Here is a 16,614-nt window from a genome sequence, read left to right on the forward strand (position 1 = left end):
ATCGCAGACACGAGAGGAGCACGATGAGATTCGACGGGCAGACGGTGGTCGTCACCGGCGCCGCGAGCGGCCTGGGCCGCGCGTCGGCGGAGCGGCTGGCGGGGGAGGGCGCGAACGTGGTCGCGGTCGACCGCGACAGCGCCGTCCACGAGGTCGCCGAGGCGCTTCCCGGCGACGCCCTGGCCGTGGTCGCGGACATCTCGGCCGAGGCCGACGTCGACGCGTACATGGCGGCGGGCATCGAGAGGTTCGGCCGGATCGACCTGTTCCACCTCAACGCGGGGATCTTCGGCGCCTTCGCCGCGCTGCCCGACCTGGAGGTCGACGACTTCGAGCGCGTCATGCGGGTGAACGTCACGGGCCAGTTCCTCGGCATCCGAGCGGCCTTCCGCCACTACCGCGACCGCCGCTCCGGCGGGGCGATCGCGGTCACCGCCTCGATCGCCAGCCTCACGGCGGCCGCGGACCTGCTGCCGTACCACACGTCCAAGCACGCCGTCGTGGGCCTCGTCCGCGGCGCCGCCGTCTACGGCGGACCCATCGGGGTGCGGGTCAACGGCGTCGCCCCCGGCATCGTGCCGACGCAGCTGTTCGCCGATGCGGCGACGACGCAGGGCGGCAAGAACGACATGGTCGTGCGGGCGGGCACCACGCCGCTGCGGCGGGCGGGAGCCGCGAGCGAGATCGCCGGTGCGGTCGCCTTCCTGCTCAGCGGCGACAGCTCGTACACGACGGGACAGATCCTGGCGGCGGACGGCGGCGCGTCGATCGTGAACACGGTCCGACCCGCGGGCGGCGCCGGCGCGTGGGACGCCGAGGCGCTGGACGCCGCGACGTACACGGCGGAGGAATGGGAAGCGGCGAAGGAGGCGCGACGATGAGCGGACAGCGCATCGGTTTCATCGGGCTCGGCAACATGGGAGGGCGCATGGCCCGCCGGATCACCGGCGCGGGGGTGGCGGTGCTCGGCTTCGACCCGCGCACCGCGTCGATCGGGGAGGCGGGGGCCGACGCCGCCGGCTCCGCCGCGGAGGCGATCGCGGGCAGCGACGTCGTCCTGCTCTCGCTGCCCGACAGCAGGGTCGTCGAGGCGGTGTTCTACGGCGAGGGCCGGGCGATCGACGCGGTCCGCGACGGGCAGGTGATCGTCGACCTGTCCACGGCGAGCCCCGACTCGACCCGGCGCATCGCGGCCGACCTGGCCGAGCGCGGCGCGAGCTACCTCGACGCGGGCATCTCCGGCGGCGCGGCGGCGGCCGAGAAAGGCACGCTGACGCTCATGGTCGGCGGCCCGGCGGACGCGCTCGACGGCGTGCGGGACGTGCTGGGGCACTTCGCCACGAAGATCGCCCACTGCGGCGGCTCCGGCGCCGGGCACACGGTCAAGCTGCTCAACAACTTCCTCAACGCCATCGCCCTCTCGGCGACGGCCGAGGTGATGGTCGCGGCGAAGAAGGCCGACCTCGACCTCGAGACCGTGCTCGAGGTGCTCAACGCATCGTCGGGCGTGAACTTCGCGACGATCAACCGGTTCCCCCACATCATCAAGGGCGACTACCTCGAGGGCGGCCTCACCAACACGCTCATGCTGAAGGACGTCTCGCTCTACCTCGAGCTGCTGGCCGGCCTCGGGGTGACGAGCCTGAACTCCGCGGGCCCCGTCGCGTCGTTCGGCCTGGCCCGCCAGCTCGGCTACGCCGACAGGATCAGCAACACCGTCGTCGACGCGATCGGCGACGTCTCGGGGGGCGTCCGCCTGCACGAGCCGCGACCGGACGCGACGGAGGACGCCCGATGAGGATCCAGCGCCCCGACCGGTTCGACGGCACCGCCGGGAAGCCGGGATCGCAGTTCACGGGCAGCGTCTTCCCGTACGTCACCATGGCGCAGACCGACGGCGTGACGATCAACACGGTGAACTTCACCCCGGGCGCCCGCACCTACTGGCACCACCACGAGCAGGGGCAGATCCTGCAGGTGCTCGCCGGTCGCGGCTACGTCTTCGCCGAGGGCGAGCTGCACGTCATCCGCGCCGGCGACACGGTCTGGTGCCCGCCCGGCGAGCGGCACTGGCACGGCGCGGCGCCCGACTCGTTCATGACGCACACGGCGATCTCGCTCGGCCAGACGGTGTGGGCCGATCCCGTGACCGACCAGGAGTACAGCGCGACGCCGATCGACGGCGCGCAGGAGGAGGAGACGGACGATGTTCGCTGACGGGACCCACATGGACACCTACGAGCTCGGCCTCGGCATCCGCAAGGAGGTGCTGGGCGAGGCGCACGTCGAGCGCTCCATGGCGAACGTCAGCGGGTTCTCCCGGGCCGCGCAGGACTACACGACCGAGTTCTGCTGGGGCGGCATCTGGGGGCGGCCCGGCCTCGACCGCACCGAGCGCAGCCTGCTGAACCTCGGCATCCTCACGGCGCTCAACCGGATGCACGAGTTCGGGGTGCACGTGCGCGGAGCGATCCGCAACGGCGTCACGGTGCAGCAGATCCACGAGGCGCTGCTGCAGGCGGCGATGTACGTGGGCATCCCGGCCGCCCTCGAGTCGTTCCGCGTGGCCGAGAAGGTCATCCGCGAGGAGCTCGGCGACGCGGCCGTCGACGAGTTCGAGCCGGCGGGCGCGTCGGACAGGACGGCCGCCGAATGAGCCGCATCGCGTTCGTCGGCCTCGGCAACATGGGCTCGCCCATGTCGCGTCGCCTGATCGAGGCCGGGCACGAGGTCGTCGGATCCGATCCGGCGGAGGCCGCTCGGGACCGCCTGATCGAGGCCGGGGGAGAGGTCGCGGGATCCGCGCCGGAGGCGGCGCGCGGCGCGTCCGCCGTCGTGCTGATGCTGCCCAACTCGGCGGTCGTGGCCGCCGTCGCGGACGAGCTGCTCGCGGCCGATGCGCTCGCCGCCGGCTCGATCGTGATCGACATGTCCTCGTCCGAGCCGCTGGCCACCCGCGCCCTGCGCGACCGGCTCGCCGAGCGCGACGTGCGGCTCGCCGACGCCCCCGTCTCGGGCGGGGTGAAGGGCGCGGTCGCCGGGTCGCTGACGATCATGCTCGGCTCCGACGCCGCCGACCGAGACGAGCTGCACGCGCTGCTCGCCCCGCTCGGCCGCGTGGTGGACTGCGGCGAGGTCGGCGCTGGTCACGCGCTCAAGGCGCTGAACAACCTCATGTCGGCCACGCACCTGTGGGCCACCAGCGAGGCGATGGAGGTCGGGCGCCGCTTCGGGCTCGACCCGCAGGTCGTCCTCGACGTGGTCAACGGCTCGAGCGGACGCAGCGGGTCGACCGACAACAAGTGGCCGAACTTCATCCTGCCCGGCACGTACGACAGCGGCTTCGGGCTGCGCCTGATGCTGAAGGACATGCGGATCGCCGCCGCTCTCGCCGACGACCTCGGCGCGCCGCTCGCGCTCGGCGCCGAGGCGATCGCCCGCTGGGCCGAGGCGGCCGAGTCGCTTCCGGCCGACGCCGATCACACGCGCGTGGCCGAATGGATCGCCGCGAACGCCGACGCCGGGCGGCCGGCGGAGGGCTGACGCGGCCGCGCCGCGCGGGCCCGCGGACACCGAAGGAGAGGAGATGTCGTGACCGGGCAGCAGAACGCCTCGATCTCGATCTGGCAGGTGAAGTACGGCGAGCGCGTCGTGCGGAAGAAGGACGTGTTCCACGACTACGGGTCGTACGGGCTTCCCGACGGGCCGCTCGACATGGACTACAACTACTGGCTGCTGCGGGCCGCCGACGGGTCCGTCGTGCTGGTCGACACCGGCTACGACATCTCCGAGCACGACTGGCTGGGCGAGATCAGCGTCGTGCCGACGCCGCAGTCGCTCGCGACGATGGGCGTCGACCCGATCGACGTCGACATGGTCGTCACGTCGCACTTCCACTACGACCACATCGGCTACCTCGGCCTGTTCGAGAACGCCCGCGTGGTCGCGGCGCGCGCCGAGCGCGACCACTGGTTCGGCAAGTGGGAGCGCGGCGAGCTGGAGGGGGAGTTCACCACCGCGGCCCACCTCGAGCCCGTGCGGCGCGCCGAGCGGGAGGGCCGGCTGCTGCTCGTGGACGGCGAGGCCGAGGTGCGCCCGGGCGTCACCGTCCATCCCGTGGGCGGGCACTGCCCCGGCGAGCTGGTGGTCCGCGTGGACACGGGGGAGCGGCCGGTGATCCTCGCCTCCGACGCCGCGCACTTCTACGAGCAGCTCGAGCACCAGTGGCCGTTCTTCGCCTTCACCGACCTGCAGGAGATGCGCGACGGGCTGGCCTTCCTCCGGCGGCTCGCGGCCGACACCGGCTCGACCGTCGTGCCCGGACACGACGCGCGCACCCGGGCGCGCTTCCCGGCGGCGCCGGGCGATGCGGGCGCCTTCGCGACCGTGATCGCCTGAGCCCGTGCCGGCCCGAGCGCACACACCGACGGACGCCTCCGTCCGACCCATCGAAGGAGATCGACAGTGAACCTGAACGAACGTCAGCAGGCGGCCAAGGACGCCTTCGTCGAGCAGCGCGGGACGTGGTCTCCGCTGTGGGAGAGCATCGCGAGGCTCGACCCCGAGTTCCTCGACGCGTACCGCGAGATGTCGATGGTGCCGTGGCGCAAGAACCACCTCGACGCCAAGACCAAGGAGCTCATCTACATCGCGGTCGACGCGAACGCCACCCACATGTACCTGCCGGGCGTGCGCCAGCACATCCAGGCAGCCTTCCGGGCCGGCGCGACCCCGCAGGAGATCATGGAGGTGCTCGAGCTGTCGTCGACGCTCGGCATCCACGCGATGAACATCGGCGTCCCTCTGCTGGTCCAGGTGCTCGAGGAGCAGGGACTGCGCACGGGCCCGGCCCCGCTCGACGACGAGCAGCAGGCGCTGAAGGACGAGTTCACCGAGAACCGCGGCTACTGGCACGCATTCTGGGACGAGATCCTCGAGCTCGACCCGGAGATGTTCCGCGCGTACACCGACTTCTCGTCCGTGCCGTGGAAGACCGGCACGCTCGAGCCGAAGGTGCGCGAGCTCGTCTACTGCGCGTTCGACGCGTCCGCCACGCACCTCTACGTCAAGGGCCTCAAGCTGCACTACGAGAACGCGCTGCGACTCGGAGCGAGCGTCGGGGAGATCCTCGAGGTGCTCGAGATCGCCAGCGTGATCGGCATCCACGCGGCCACGAGCGCCGTGCCGATCCTCGTCGAGGAGGCCGAGGCGGCGGGCGTCCCGATCGACTGACGCCGCACGCGAGGACGCGCCGGGCCCTGCGGGCTCCGGCGCGTCCTCGCGTTCAGGACAGGTGCGCGAGGGCGGTCTTCGCGGCGGCGCGGATGTGCGCGGCGCAGAGGCTCGCCGCCGCCAGCGCGTCCCGCCGGCGGACGGCGGCGAAGATCGCGTTCAGCTCCTCGACGGTCTCGTCCGCGCGTCCCTCGGTCGACAGGCTCGTCGCGCGCAGCACGTGCACGCGGGTCTGCAGCCGCTCGACCAGCTCGCGGTACACCTCGCTGCCCGCGCCGTCGAGCAGCACGGTGTAGAACTCGCCCTTCGCGTTCAGCACGTCGAAGACGTCCTCGTGCCGCGACACCTGCTCGGCGAAGCGGGCGACGGCCTCGCCCAGGGCGGCCACCTGGTCATCGGTGGCGCGCTCGACGAACCGCTCGACGATCAGCGACTCCAGCGCCGCCCGCACCTCGTACAGGTCCTGGGCCTCCTCGCGCGTGGGCGCGCTGACGACCGCGCCGCGCTGCGGCACGACCGTGATCAGGCCGCGCGAGGCGAGCTCCCTCAGCGCCTCGCGGATCGTGGTGCGGGAGACGCCGAGCGACTCCATGAGCTCACGCTCGACGAGCCGCTGACCGCCGGTGAGGCGGTTGTCGAGGATCGCCCGGGTGAGGGCGTCGATCACCTGCTCGCGCAGCGGGGCCGCCACGCGAGACACCTGCGCATCCGACCACGTGACCGAGAGCGAGTTCGTGGACGTCATGTCGTGAGTTTAGGGCGCGGCCGCCGGATTGTCCGACAAACCTGCCGCGAAGGGTGGTCCACGTCGGCACGGGAGGTCGTAGCCGCTCGACGACACCGCAGCCGCGCGACGAGACCGCGATCGCGGGGCGAGACCCCGGCCGACGGCCACGGTCTCGCCCGGTAATCGCGGTCTCGGCGGAGGTTATCGGTGTCGCACGGAGGCGCCCCGGCGTCGCAGCGCCAGCAGCAGACCGCCCGCGGCCATCAGCCCGGCCGCGCCGACGGCCAGGCCCCAGGGCGTCCCGCCACCGGTCGCGGCGAGCGGGGCGGCGGCGACCACCGTGAGCTCGGCGGTGACCGGATCGAGCTCCGCCGACGTGATCTCCAGCGTGTGGGGGCCCACCTCGAAGTCCGCCGGGATCCCGATCGAGAAGGCGATCTCGCCGTCCTCGTCGGCGGCCGGGAGGCCCTCCACGACGATCGGCTCGCTGTGGAGCGTGGCGCCGACGGCCTGGCCCGGCTGCAGCCCCGTGAGCACGACGTCCAGCGTGTCGCCCTGCTCGACCTCGGCACTGCCCAGGGAGATCTCCACCCACGGCCCGTCGTCCGTCGGGGTCGGGGTCGGGGTGGGCGACGGGGCCGGGGTCGGCTGCTCCTCGGACCACACGATCGCGCGACCCAGCGGAGCGGGATCGACGACCTCGCGCTCGGCGAAGTAGTCGACGGTCGCCGCCAGGTCGATCAGGCCGGAGTCGGCGGTGCCCGTCCCCTCGGCGAGGGTCGTGAAGCCGTCGCCGCCCGCGGCGAGGAACGAGTTCGTGACGATCAGCAGCTCGTCCTCCGCCTCGACCGGCTCGCCCAGGTACGACATGGAGACGATGTGCTCGCCGTCCGCCGCGTCCTCGACGTACTCGTACTCGAAGCCCTCCGAGACGCCCAGGTGCAGCTTCGGGCGCTCCGCGCCCGGCTGCCACTGCTCCTCCAGCACCTGCTCCAGCTGAGCGCCGGTGAGCGTCAGCGTGACGAGCGTGTTGCCGAACGGCTGCACGGCGGCGACGTCCGCGTACGTGACCGTTCCGTCGCCCTGGAACAGCAGGTCGTCGCGCAGGCCGCCGGGGTTCATGATCGCGACCTGGGCCGGGTCGGAGCCGCCGTAGCTGTCGTACTCCGACGCCGACCACAGGTAGACGTCGGCCACGAGGTTGCCCATGGTCGACTCCACGCCGCGGTCGTCGCCCGGAGGCGTGCCGCCGCGCAGGATGTCGGCCGAGATCCGGCCCACGGGCTCCGCGCCGAGCACCTCGGCCTCGGCCTCGGCGTCGGCGACGAGCTGGGCGACCCGCGGATCGGCGGGGAACAGCGGCAGCGGCTCGTCGCCCGAGTCGTCGACCAGGTCGACCGTCGAGCCCGCGATCGAGATCAGCTCGTTCGTCTCGGAGTCCGTCACGATGTCGAGGGCGCCGAGGGTCGTGCCGTACTGGTGCGCCTGGATGACCGGGCGGCCGTCGACCTCGCAGTCGTAGAGCTGGTGCGTGTGACCCGACACGATCGCGTCGATGTCGTCCGAGGCGCCGCGCACGAGGTCGCCGTACTCCGACTGTTCGGCCGCCAGCGCGTCGCAGTCCTCACCGGCCGACCCGGAGTGCGTCAGCAGCACCACGACGTCGGCCTCGCCGGACGCGGTCAGCTCGGCCGCGACCCGGTTCGCCGCCTCGAGCTGGTCGCCGAACTCGATGTCCGCGATGCCGGCCGGGCTCACGAGCGTCGCGGTGTCCGACGTGACGGTGCCGACGAAGCCGACCTTCACACCGCCGACCTCGCGGATCGCGTACTCCTGCAGCGCCGGGTCGGTCGTGCCCTTCCGGTACACGTTCGCCCCGAGGGCGAAGTCGCCGCCGTTCAGGCCGGTCTTGTCCGCGAAGCGGGGGATCACCCGGTCGGTCAGGTCATCGAAGCCCTGGTCGAACTCGTGGTTGCCCACGGCGCCGACGTCGAGCCCCGCCAGCGAGAGCGCGTCGATGGTCGGGTTGTCGTCGTCGATGAAGGACGTGAACGTCGAGGCGCCGATGTTGTCGCCCGCCGACGCGAAGACCGTGTTCGGGTTCGCGTCGCGGTACTGCGCGACGGCGCCGGCCAGCACCGCGGCGCCCGCCTCGTCGCCGCCCGCCGAGATCCGCCCGTGGAAGTCGTTGATCGTCAGCACCTGCACCTCGGTGGTGCCGTCGTCGATCGCCCAGAGCGTCGTCGTGCCCGTCACCTCGTTGCCGACCGCGAGCATCGGCTTGCCGGTGGGCGAGTCGGTGGCGGCGATGAAGTCGAGGCCCTCGGGGCCGAGGTCGCCCGCCGAGGCGATGACCTCCGCGATCTCCGCCTCGCTCGCTCCCGCCTCCTCCAGCGCCTCCACCTCGGCGCCGAGGTCGACGTCGAAGTCGCGGTTGTCGACGTACGCCACGTACGACGGCGCCGCCGGGTCGGTGATGTCGTACGTCATGATCCCGCTGAGGCGCTCGAGCCCGATGAACGCGTAGGTGCGGCCGTCGATCTCGCCGATCGCCAGGTTCTCCGGCTCGACGCCCTTCGCGTCGCTGCGGCTGTCGAACGCGTTGTCGTCGTGGCCGGCGTTGAAGTGGTCCGGCACCAGCTCGGCGGTGAGCTTCTCGAACTGCGAGCCCGAGTCGAACACGAGGTCGCCGTTCGCCGTCCAGATCGAGAAGGACCGGGCGCCGTACGCGTACAGCTCCTCGTAGCACTCGCCGTCGAAGCCGTCCTCGATCGAGACCTCCAGCCGGCCGAGCGTATCGTCCTGCGCGTAGGCGGCGATGTCGTCGCACAGGGGCCCCTGGCCGTCCTGCTCGAGGTCCGCCACGCGCGCGGCGTCGGTGTAGTCGCCCCACTCCCGCGCGTCGCCCTCGTTCGCGGTCACGAGGAAGGTCTGCCCGTTCGCCTCGTAGGCCTGGATGCCGTCGGGCATGTACATGCCGCGCAGGCCCGGGTACTCGGCGATGTCGATCGTGGGCGCGCCCTCGGGGTCGCGGTCGGACGCGTCGAGCCCGGTGGCGCCCCAGTTCTTCGTGCCCAGGGGCAGGATGTCGGTGACCGTCGCCGTGGGCAGGTCCACGACCGCCACCGAGTTCGCCTCCTGCAGGGCCGCATAGGCGGTGCTGCCCGCGACGGCGATGTACTCGGGCTCGAGGTTGCGCGACACGGGCAGGTCGTCGCCGTGCGGGCGAGGACCGGACACCCGCACCCCGGCCGGCAGGGCGTCGCCCTCGAAGGCGTGGAAGTCGGCGGTGGCGACGGCGCGCTGCGCGGGGGCGGCGACCGAGTCCGGAAGCTCGATCACGCTGACGGTGCCCTCGGGGTCGGTCGAGAAGTCGTCCGCGGGCTCGCCCTCGTCGGCCACCACCGCGTACGCGCCGTCCGGCGAGATGGTGACCATGTCCGGAAGGGACCCCACGGTGACCGTGCCGAGCACGGCGTCCTCCGCCGAGTCGGCGTCCGCGTCGAAGAACAGCACGCGGCCGGCGGCCGTTTTGTCGGCGGCGTCCTCGAGGGCGACGGCGCCCAGGCCGTCCTCGCGGATCGCCACCGAGTTGGCCACGGCGCCCTCCGCGCCGATCTGGAACAGCTCGGTGAGCTCCGCCGGGTCGGTCATGTCGACGACGAAGACCGTGCCCGCGGCGGCGTTGACCGAGAAGAGGCGGTCGCCGTGGGCCTGGACGATCTCCGAGGCGCCCTGGTCGAACAGCCCGGTCTCGAACGTGCCCGCCGGGTCGATCGTGAACGGCGCGTCGGCGGCGCTGTCGGACACGCGGTCGTCCACGATCGCGGCCTGGGCCGCCAGGGGCACGAGGGCCAGTGAGCAGGCGGTGGCCGTGGCGGCGGCGGCCGCGATCAGGCGACGAACGCGCGCGGCTCGGCGGGGGGAGGGAAGCATCACTGTCTCCAGGGGAAGGGGAGGGCGTGGCACGTCGGGCAGACGCTCCCTCCAGTCCTAGGCGTCGCAGGTTGCGACGGGGTGAACGGGCGGTCACGATCGCTCCGCCCCCTGCCATGCTGGAGGGGGATCACGCGAGGAGGCAAGATGACCGACACCGCTTACGACACCATCCTGGTCGAGACGCGGGGCCGCGTGGGGTGGATCACCCTGAACCGCCCCGAGGCGCTGAACGCGCTGAACGTGCAGCTGTCGCACGATCTCGCCGCGGCGATGACGGCGTTCGACGCCGACGAGGGCATCGGCGCGATCGTCCTGACCGGCTCCGAGCGCGCGTTCGCCGCCGGCGCCGACATCAAGGAGATGGAGGGTCTGCACGGCCGCGACATCGCGGTCGGGGGCCGGTTCGACGCCTGGCGCGCGGTGGCCGACGTGCGCACCCCGGTGATCGCCGCGGTCGCCGGCTATGCGCTCGGGGGCGGGTGCGAGCTGGCGATGATGTGCGACGTGATCCTGGCCGCCGACACCGCGCGGTTCGGTCAGCCGGAGATCACGCTCGGCGTCATCCCGGGGATGGGCGGCACGCAGCGCCTCGTGCGCGCGGTCGGCCCGTACAAGGCCGCCGAGCTGGTGCTGTCCGGCCGGCTGATCGCGGCCGACGAGGCCGAGCGCATCGGGATCGCGTCGCGGGTCGTGCCCGCGGCCGAGCTGCTGGACGAGGCCGCCGCGCTCGCCGCGGGCATCGCCGAGAAGCCGCTCCCCGCGCTGTACGCCGCCACGGCCGCGCTCGACGCGGCGGTCGAGACGCCCATGGCCGAGGGGCTGCGTCTCGAGAAGCACCTCTTCGCCTCGCTGTTCGACACCGCCGACCAGAAGGAGGGCATGGCCGCCTTCCGCGAGAAGCGTCCACCGCGGTTCACGCACCGCTAGGCCCCGCGCCCGGTCGGCCGGGCCCGCTCGCCGCCACGGCGTCGGAGGAATCCACGCCGTAGGAGGGATGCGAGCAATCGGCTCCTACGCGGTGGATTCCTCCGACGGCATGGATGCGGCCGAGCCGGCCGTGTAGCCCTCCGCGTACGCCTCGTCGTAGCCGAGGCGGAACATGTCGCGCTCGCCGGTTCGAGGGATGGTGCGCGCGCCCGGCAGGTCGAGGCCGCCGACGAGGTCGGCGCGGCCGCGCACGACGGCGACCGGCATGCCCGTCGCCTTGCGCTTGACGAGGTCGGCCGCCGCGCAGAGCTCGTCGGCGACGCACGGCAGGGTCACGTGCAGGGGGCGTCCCTGGGCGTCGGTGGTGCCCCGCAGGTCGTCGAACACCCGCACGCCCGCCGCGCCGATCGCCTGGTCGACCTGACCGTCCCGCCACGCCCTGCCGAGGGTGTCGGAGACGAGCACGCCGACCTCGGCCCCCAGCCGGCGCCGCAGGCCGTCGGCCAGCTCGCGCGCCGAGGCGTCCGGATCGACGGGGAGCAGCAGGATCGTCCCCTCGGGCGTGTTCGAGGCGTCGACGCCCGCGGCTGCGGACACGATGCCGAGCCGGTTCTCGACGATCCGCGTCACGTGCCCCGACTCGGACGTCCGGGTCGCCACGACGCGCACGGTCTCGGCGGTGATGGCGTCCTCGCGGTCGTCGGCGCGGACGAAGCGTCCCTCGGCCTTGGAGACGATCTTGCTGGTCACGACCAGGATGTCGCCGTCGGAGAGCGGATGACCGGACGCCTCGACGGCGGCGGCGATGAGCTCGACGAGGTCGGCGCCCGCCGTCACCTCGCCGATGCCGGCCAGGGGCCAGACCGTCAGCATCGGGCGCTCAGGGACGTACGTAGCGGACCTCGGTGAGGGTCTCACCGAGGAACTGCTCGTCGCGGCGGGCGCCGTCGAGGCGGAAGCCGCGCTTCTCGTAGAACGTGCGGGCGCCCGGGTAGTCCTCGGCCAGCCACAGGTAGAGCGGCTCGCCGTCGTCGACGACGGCCTCGAACAGGGCGCGTCCGATGCCCTTGCGGTGCCACGAGTCGAGCAGGTACACGAAGTACAGCTCGCGGGGCGCCGGCGCGTCCGCGTCGCGGGCGGGGCCGGCGGCGACGAAGCCGACGATCTCGCCGTCGACGAGCGCGGCGGCGTGACGGATCTCGTCGCTCTGCGAGGTGTAGTGCGTCCACAGCTCGGCGAGACGTCGGGGGGAGACGTTCTCGAGCGTCGCGCTGGAGATGAGGCCGTCATAGGTCTCGTGCCAGACCTTCGCGTGCACGCGGCCCATGGCCTCCGCGTCCACGTCGCGGATCGGCCGGATCAGCAGCTCGTCGCTGTCGATCCTCTTGTCGGTGCGGGGTGCCCGGGGGCCCGCTCCCTCGACGTCGGTGTGGGGGGATTCGGCTGCCATGGCCAGACTCTACGCACGGACGCGCGCCGTCGGGAAATCCGGCGTCTTGCGCGTGGCGGGTCGGTGGCCGCTCCCCGGGCGCGCGCGGTCGTGGTCCGGACCCGGGCCGCGGATCTTTGTCGGGAGAGGACAACGCTTCGGGCCTTCTCGTCTCGGATGTGCCAGCATCGCCCCTCGTGAACGTGATCTGGCGCACCCTTCTCGTGATGATCCGCGCCCGGCGGCGCCGCCGCCGTCAGGGCCTGCTGCCGATGACGGCGGTCGGCCGGGTGCGGCTGACCACGCTGCCGACCGACATCGACCTGCTGCGCCACATGAACAACGGCCGCTACCTGTCGCTGTTCGACCTCGGCCGGTGGGACCTGATGGTGCGCACGGGGCTGATGGACGTCGTGAGCGCGCGGGGCTGGTACGCCGTGGTCGGCAACGAGACGATCACGTTCCGGCGTTCGCTGAAGCTCTGGCAGCGGTTCGAGGTGCAGACCCGTTGGATCGGGCACGACGACCGCGCCCTGTACCTGGAGCATCGCGCGGTCGTGCGGGGCGAGGTCTATGCCAGCGCGATCATCCGCGCACGGATGCTGCGCCGCTCGGGCGGCACCGTGCCGCTCGACGAGCTGTTCGCGGCGCTCGACCTGCCGGCGGAGCTGCCGGAGGTGCCGGCCTGGATGCACGACTGGGCGGCCGCCGCGACGCTGCCGTCCACGCGCCGCCCCGCGCCCAGCGACTGGGACTGACCCCGCGGGGCCGCCGGATCGGGCGCGGCGCGCGTCGGGGCGGGCGCGGCGCGCGTCGGCGCCGGCGCGCCGCTATCCTCGGGCCATGATCGCCCTGCGCATCGCGGCCGACCTCGCGCGCGTCATCGCGCACCGCTGGCCGGTGCTGCTGGCGTGGTGGCTGGGCGGCGTCGTGATGCGCGACCTCGCGCTGCGCGCGGCGGCCGAGGTCGCCATGGTCTCGCCGTTCGGCGGCGCGCTGGCGCTCTCGCTGGCGATGCTCACGCGACTGCTGGTGTTCGTCGCGATGCTGCTGGTGGTGCGCGACGAGCTCGATCAGCTGCGCGGCGAGGAGGACGCCCCCGGGCGCGGCGCGTTCGCGCGCTCGCTGCTGACGGCCGCGCTGCCGTTCGCGGCGTTCTACCTCGCCAGCGGCCTGCTCGAGCAGGACTGGCGGGGGTACCTCGAGGTGGCGGGCGGGCGGTGGCTCGCGGAGCACCTCGGCGACGAGACGCCCGCGCCGGACCTCTGGGTCATCGGGCTCAACCTGCCGACGCTGATCGTCATCGCCGCGTGCCTCGTGGCGCGGATCGGCTGGCGCCGCCTGCAGGGCCGGGCGCCGTGGTGGATCGGCGCCGGTGCCGTCGTCGTCGAGGTGCTCTGGGTGTTCCTGACCGCCTTCGTGGTCGACGATGGTCTGGCAACCCTCTGGGAGTGGCTGCAGACGCGGCAGCTGTCGGTGTGGATCGAGGACGCGCGGTCCTGGCTGGCGGCGCTCGCCGCCCCCCTCGCGTGGGTGTGGGACGCGGCGGCGCCGGCGGTCACCATCGTGTTCGAGGCAGTGATCGTCCCGATCGCGTGGATGCTCACGGCGGCGACGGTGTACGGACGGTCGCTGGCGGACGCGGACGCGCCGGTCGGCAGCCTGCGGCGCCGCACGGCGACGGCCATGGCGGACGCGGCGAACGACCACGTCGCGACGGTCCGCGACGGAGCGCGGCTGGTCCGCCGCACCGGCCCCGTGCTCCTCGCGGCGTACTGCCTGCTGTTCGCGCTGATCGAGCTGGTCGAGCCGCTGACGTTCTTCCTCGTCACCCGCGCGATCGGGCCGCACGCCAAGGGCGACCTGATCGGCGCGATGCTGCCGGCGATCTCGCTGATCCCGTCGATGGTCGTCACGCCCATCCTCATCGCGCTCGTCGCGGCCGCCTGCAACGCCGCCGTCGCCCGGATCGCGACGGCGGGCCCGCCGGCCGGCTCAGAGCGTCCCGGAGAGCAGCAGGACGTCGACGGCGGCGTCGGCGGCCGTCACGCGCACGGTGACGACGAGGTCCTCGCGCGCGTCGCCCGGGACGAGGAAGACCGCGCGTAGCTCATCCTGCTCGCCGCACGTCGCGGACCTCTCCACCTCGTCGTCCAGCAGCGTGGCGACCTCGGGGGCCCAGGCGCGCTCGTCGTCCGGCGCGCCGCGCGTATGCAGGCGCTGCTCGGCGAGGCCGGTGATCGCGCAGCCGAGCGCGTCGTCCCCCGTCGCGTAGGGGATCGCCGCCTCCACGATCCGGGCGCCGTCGGGCAGGGGGTCGTCCGGGTCGTGCAGGCGGGTGACGTCGGTGAGCGTCAGCGGGCCCCACGTCGCCTCGGCCGCCCGGGCCTGGCCGCCCGGGGCGAGACGGAGCGGCACGAGGTCGTCGCCGTCGGCGTGCTCGAGCAGGTCGCCGCCGCCGAGCACCACGATCGCCGCCACCACGACGGCCCCCAGCGCGAACGCCTCGCGCACGCGCGACCGGCTCACGAGGCCCACCCCCAGGCCTCGACGACCTCGACGGCCGCCGGCGGCGCGTCGAGGTCGAGGTCGAGCACGAGCTGGTCGTCGAGGCGCACGTCGACCGACGGGCCCAGCGTCAGGCGGGCGCTGCCGTGAGCCGCGCCCGCGGGCACCTCGAAGACCAGGCTGCCGCGCACCGGCAGGCCCGCGCGCAGCGTCGCGTCCTCGGCGGTCCCGTCGACGCGGTCGCTGGGCGTGTAGGTCGCGCCGCCGAGCTCGAGCTCGACCTGCTCGAGACGGGCACCGGGCTCCGCCCCGGTGGCGTCGAGCACCACGTCGACGACCACCCACGTCCCGTCGAGCCTGCCGCCGTCGGTCTCGACCGCCTCCGCGACGCGCACGGCCTCGGGCGTGACGGCGAACGTCCGCCCGACCGCCTGCTCGCCCATCCGCATCGGGACGACGAAGGGCATCTCCACGGCGGCCACCGAGTAGACGAGGTGCGTCCGCGGCGTGACGGCGGTCACGACGCAGGCCGCCGCCGCGAGGGCCGCGGCCAGACCCCACGCCGCCCGCGGGCTCATCCGGTCCCTCCCGTGTCGTCGGCGATCGGCAGGGTCGCCTCGGCGGCGGGGACGTAGCCGCCCCACGCCCAGTCGTCGCCGAGCACGGTGAACTGTCGCAGCGTGCCGTCGAGCACCGTGATCCGCAGCTCGTCGCCGGCGGCGAGGGCCTCGGCCGGGACGTCCCAGCGCAGCGTCGTCGCGACCGGCACGCCCGGCTGCAGCGTCGACACGACCGAGCCGTCGTCCGTGCGCTCGATCCGCACGTCGGCGTCCTCGGGCAGGCCCGCGACGGTCACGGCGTCGGTGAAGACGTCGTGCGCGTTGAGTGGACGGTCCCAGCGGTTCTCTATCTCGAGGGACACCAGCAGCGCCGCCTCGCCGTCGTCGAGGAACAGCTCGGGGTCGTCCGTGAGCGACGCCGACGCGAAGCCCACCGCGAGCTGGTCGTTCTCGTGCACGTCGCCGGCCGCCAGACGCACCGGCGGTGCCGCCGCCCGGTCGGCAGGCGCGAGCCCGCCGACCAGCCACACGACGCCGACCGCCGCCGCGAGCGCGGCGAGGACGAGCCACGGGGCGGGGCCGAGCTCGGCGAGGGCGCCCCAAGCCCTGCGGGCGAGCGGGCGAACCCGCCCCTCTGCCGATGTCGCATCCGATGTCGGGCCCGGCGCCCCGGTGCCCGCCGCGCTCACGTCGCCCCCGACGGCACGAGCGCCCGCAGATAGCGCTGCGTGTAGGCGCGCTGCAGCAGCCGCACCAGCGGCCCGCCCGCGCGAAGCCACCAGGTGGCGGGGCGCGAGAACGCCCGGATGCGGACCCAGACGGATCCATCCGGGTCCTGCTCCACGAGGAAGGCCTCCTCGCCGCTCTCGGGGTGCCCCGGCAGGGTGCCGTAGGCGAAGCCCCGCACGAAGGGCTCGTCGACGACGTACACGACGCGACAGGGGACGTCGCGCGGCCAGAGGCCGATGCGCAGCACGGCGCGGTCCCCGGCGGCGATCGGACGGCGCTCGGCATCCCCCGGCGCGCTCACCCGGATGCCCGACCGGCGTTGGATGCCCCACCGCAGGATCTCGTCGCCCGCCTCCCGCCAGCCCGCGTCGTCGCCGAGCCTCGTGCGGACGTCGATGGCGCGGTAGCCGCGCGGGGGATGGCGCAGCAGGTCGTCGCGACGGGTGCCGCCGACCTCGCCGTAGGTGTACGCGTCCCCCTTGCGCATGCGCCCATCCTGGCAGGTCCGGCTGCCGGGCGGGGGATCGGCTCCCGGCGCCGTTCCGGCCGCAACCGAGGGGCGC

The 16,614-nt window shown here is 73.5% G+C and carries 18 protein-coding genes; 10 read left to right on the top strand and 8 right to left on the bottom strand.

Annotated elements, in window-relative coordinates:
• Positions 1 to 23 precede the first annotated feature (23 nt).
• The 7 genes from K5S26_RS14415 (at position 24) to K5S26_RS14445 (ending at position 5,232) form a co-directional block, all read left to right on the top strand.
• Positions 24 to 881 carry an SDR family NAD(P)-dependent oxidoreductase gene (locus tag K5S26_RS14415; protein ID WP_221859414.1) on the top strand — a complete coding sequence of 286 codons (858 nt, stop codon included), beginning with the start codon at positions 24 to 26 and terminating at the stop codon, positions 879 to 881.
• Positions 878 to 1,798 carry an NAD(P)-dependent oxidoreductase gene (locus tag K5S26_RS14420; RefSeq protein WP_221859416.1) on the top strand — a complete coding sequence of 307 codons (921 nt, stop codon included), beginning with the start codon at positions 878 to 880 and terminating at the stop codon, positions 1,796 to 1,798. Before K5S26_RS14415 ends, K5S26_RS14420 begins: the two co-directional genes overlap by 4 nt.
• Positions 1,795 to 2,217, top strand: coding sequence for a cupin domain-containing protein (locus K5S26_RS14425; RefSeq protein WP_221859418.1), 423 nt, complete (start codon positions 1,795 to 1,797; stop codon positions 2,215 to 2,217). The genes K5S26_RS14420 and K5S26_RS14425 overlap by 4 nt, the downstream gene beginning before the upstream one ends.
• Positions 2,207 to 2,656, top strand: a complete 450-nt coding sequence (locus K5S26_RS14430; RefSeq protein WP_221859420.1) for a carboxymuconolactone decarboxylase family protein — start codon at positions 2,207 to 2,209, stop codon at positions 2,654 to 2,656. The genes K5S26_RS14425 and K5S26_RS14430 overlap by 11 nt, the downstream gene beginning before the upstream one ends.
• Positions 2,653 to 3,543 (top strand): NAD(P)-dependent oxidoreductase, encoded by an 891-nt coding sequence (locus K5S26_RS14435; protein ID WP_221859422.1) that lies wholly within the window; start codon positions 2,653 to 2,655, stop codon positions 3,541 to 3,543. Before K5S26_RS14430 ends, K5S26_RS14435 begins: the two co-directional genes overlap by 4 nt.
• Before the next feature lie 48 nt (positions 3,544 to 3,591).
• Positions 3,592 to 4,398 (top strand): N-acyl homoserine lactonase family protein, encoded by an 807-nt coding sequence (locus K5S26_RS14440; RefSeq protein WP_221859424.1) that lies wholly within the window; start codon positions 3,592 to 3,594, stop codon positions 4,396 to 4,398.
• A 66-nt stretch (positions 4,399 to 4,464) separates the two neighbouring features.
• Positions 4,465 to 5,232, top strand: a complete 768-nt coding sequence (locus K5S26_RS14445; protein WP_221859426.1) for a carboxymuconolactone decarboxylase family protein — start codon at positions 4,465 to 4,467, stop codon at positions 5,230 to 5,232.
• 52 nt (positions 5,233 to 5,284) lie between these two features.
• Here the strand turns inward: K5S26_RS14445 and K5S26_RS14450 are convergent, their stop codons facing one another.
• Both K5S26_RS14450 and K5S26_RS14455 read right to left on the bottom strand, forming a co-directional pair.
• On the bottom strand, positions 5,285 to 5,977 hold the full coding sequence (locus tag K5S26_RS14450; protein WP_221859428.1) for a GntR family transcriptional regulator: 693 nt from the start codon (positions 5,975 to 5,977) through the stop codon (positions 5,285 to 5,287).
• 183 nt (positions 5,978 to 6,160) lie between these two features.
• Positions 6,161 to 9,895 (bottom strand): choice-of-anchor I family protein, encoded by a 3,735-nt coding sequence (locus K5S26_RS14455; RefSeq protein WP_221859430.1) that lies wholly within the window; start codon positions 9,893 to 9,895, stop codon positions 6,161 to 6,163.
• Between the two features lie 147 nt (positions 9,896 to 10,042).
• Between K5S26_RS14455 and K5S26_RS14460 the strand changes: the two genes are divergently transcribed.
• Positions 10,043 to 10,825, top strand: a complete 783-nt coding sequence (locus K5S26_RS14460; protein ID WP_221859432.1) for an enoyl-CoA hydratase-related protein — start codon at positions 10,043 to 10,045, stop codon at positions 10,823 to 10,825.
• Positions 10,826 to 10,909: 84 nt separating this feature from the next.
• Here the strand turns inward: K5S26_RS14460 and cofE are convergent, their stop codons facing one another.
• The gene (gene cofE, locus K5S26_RS14465) at positions 10,910 to 11,698 is read right to left on the bottom strand and encodes a coenzyme F420-0:L-glutamate ligase (protein WP_221859434.1); all 789 of its coding nucleotides are present in this window, start codon (positions 11,696 to 11,698) and stop codon (positions 10,910 to 10,912) included.
• Between the two features lie 7 nt (positions 11,699 to 11,705).
• Positions 11,706 to 12,275, bottom strand: coding sequence for a GNAT family N-acetyltransferase (locus K5S26_RS14470; RefSeq protein ID WP_221859436.1), 570 nt, complete (start codon positions 12,273 to 12,275; stop codon positions 11,706 to 11,708).
• A 176-nt stretch (positions 12,276 to 12,451) separates the two neighbouring features.
• Between K5S26_RS14470 and K5S26_RS14475 the strand changes: the two genes are divergently transcribed.
• The gene (locus K5S26_RS14475) at positions 12,452 to 13,012 is read left to right on the top strand and encodes a thioesterase family protein (protein WP_221859438.1); all 561 of its coding nucleotides are present in this window, start codon (positions 12,452 to 12,454) and stop codon (positions 13,010 to 13,012) included.
• An 85-nt stretch (positions 13,013 to 13,097) separates the two neighbouring features.
• Positions 13,098 to 14,363 carry a hypothetical protein gene (locus K5S26_RS14480; protein WP_221859440.1) on the top strand — a complete coding sequence of 422 codons (1,266 nt, stop codon included), beginning with the start codon at positions 13,098 to 13,100 and terminating at the stop codon, positions 14,361 to 14,363.
• On the opposite strand, the gene K5S26_RS14485 is transcribed toward K5S26_RS14480, so the two are convergent.
• The 4 genes from K5S26_RS14485 to K5S26_RS14500 are packed head-to-tail and all read right to left on the bottom strand — an operon-like array spanning position 14,250 to position 16,538.
• The gene (locus tag K5S26_RS14485) at positions 14,250 to 14,783 is read right to left on the bottom strand and encodes a hypothetical protein (protein WP_221859442.1); all 534 of its coding nucleotides are present in this window, start codon (positions 14,781 to 14,783) and stop codon (positions 14,250 to 14,252) included. The genes K5S26_RS14480 and K5S26_RS14485 overlap by 114 nt on opposite strands.
• A complete protein-coding gene (locus K5S26_RS14490) occupies positions 14,780 to 15,340 on the bottom strand; it encodes a DUF4352 domain-containing protein (RefSeq protein WP_221859444.1) in 561 nt (186 codons plus the stop codon). The genes K5S26_RS14485 and K5S26_RS14490 overlap by 4 nt, the downstream gene beginning before the upstream one ends.
• The gene (locus tag K5S26_RS14495) at positions 15,337 to 16,011 is read right to left on the bottom strand and encodes a hypothetical protein (protein ID WP_221859446.1); all 675 of its coding nucleotides are present in this window, start codon (positions 16,009 to 16,011) and stop codon (positions 15,337 to 15,339) included. The genes K5S26_RS14490 and K5S26_RS14495 overlap by 4 nt, the downstream gene beginning before the upstream one ends.
• Positions 16,008 to 16,538: a DUF1990 domain-containing protein gene (locus K5S26_RS14500; RefSeq protein WP_221859448.1), complete on the bottom strand. Its 531-nt coding sequence runs from the start codon at positions 16,536 to 16,538 to the stop codon at positions 16,008 to 16,010. The genes K5S26_RS14495 and K5S26_RS14500 overlap by 4 nt, the downstream gene beginning before the upstream one ends.
• Positions 16,539 to 16,614: the final 76 nt, after the last annotated feature.

The sequence above is a fragment of the Microbacterium marinilacus genome (assembly GCF_019753765.1).
GTDB lineage: Bacteria > Actinomycetota > Actinomycetes > Actinomycetales > Microbacteriaceae > Microbacterium > Microbacterium marinilacus.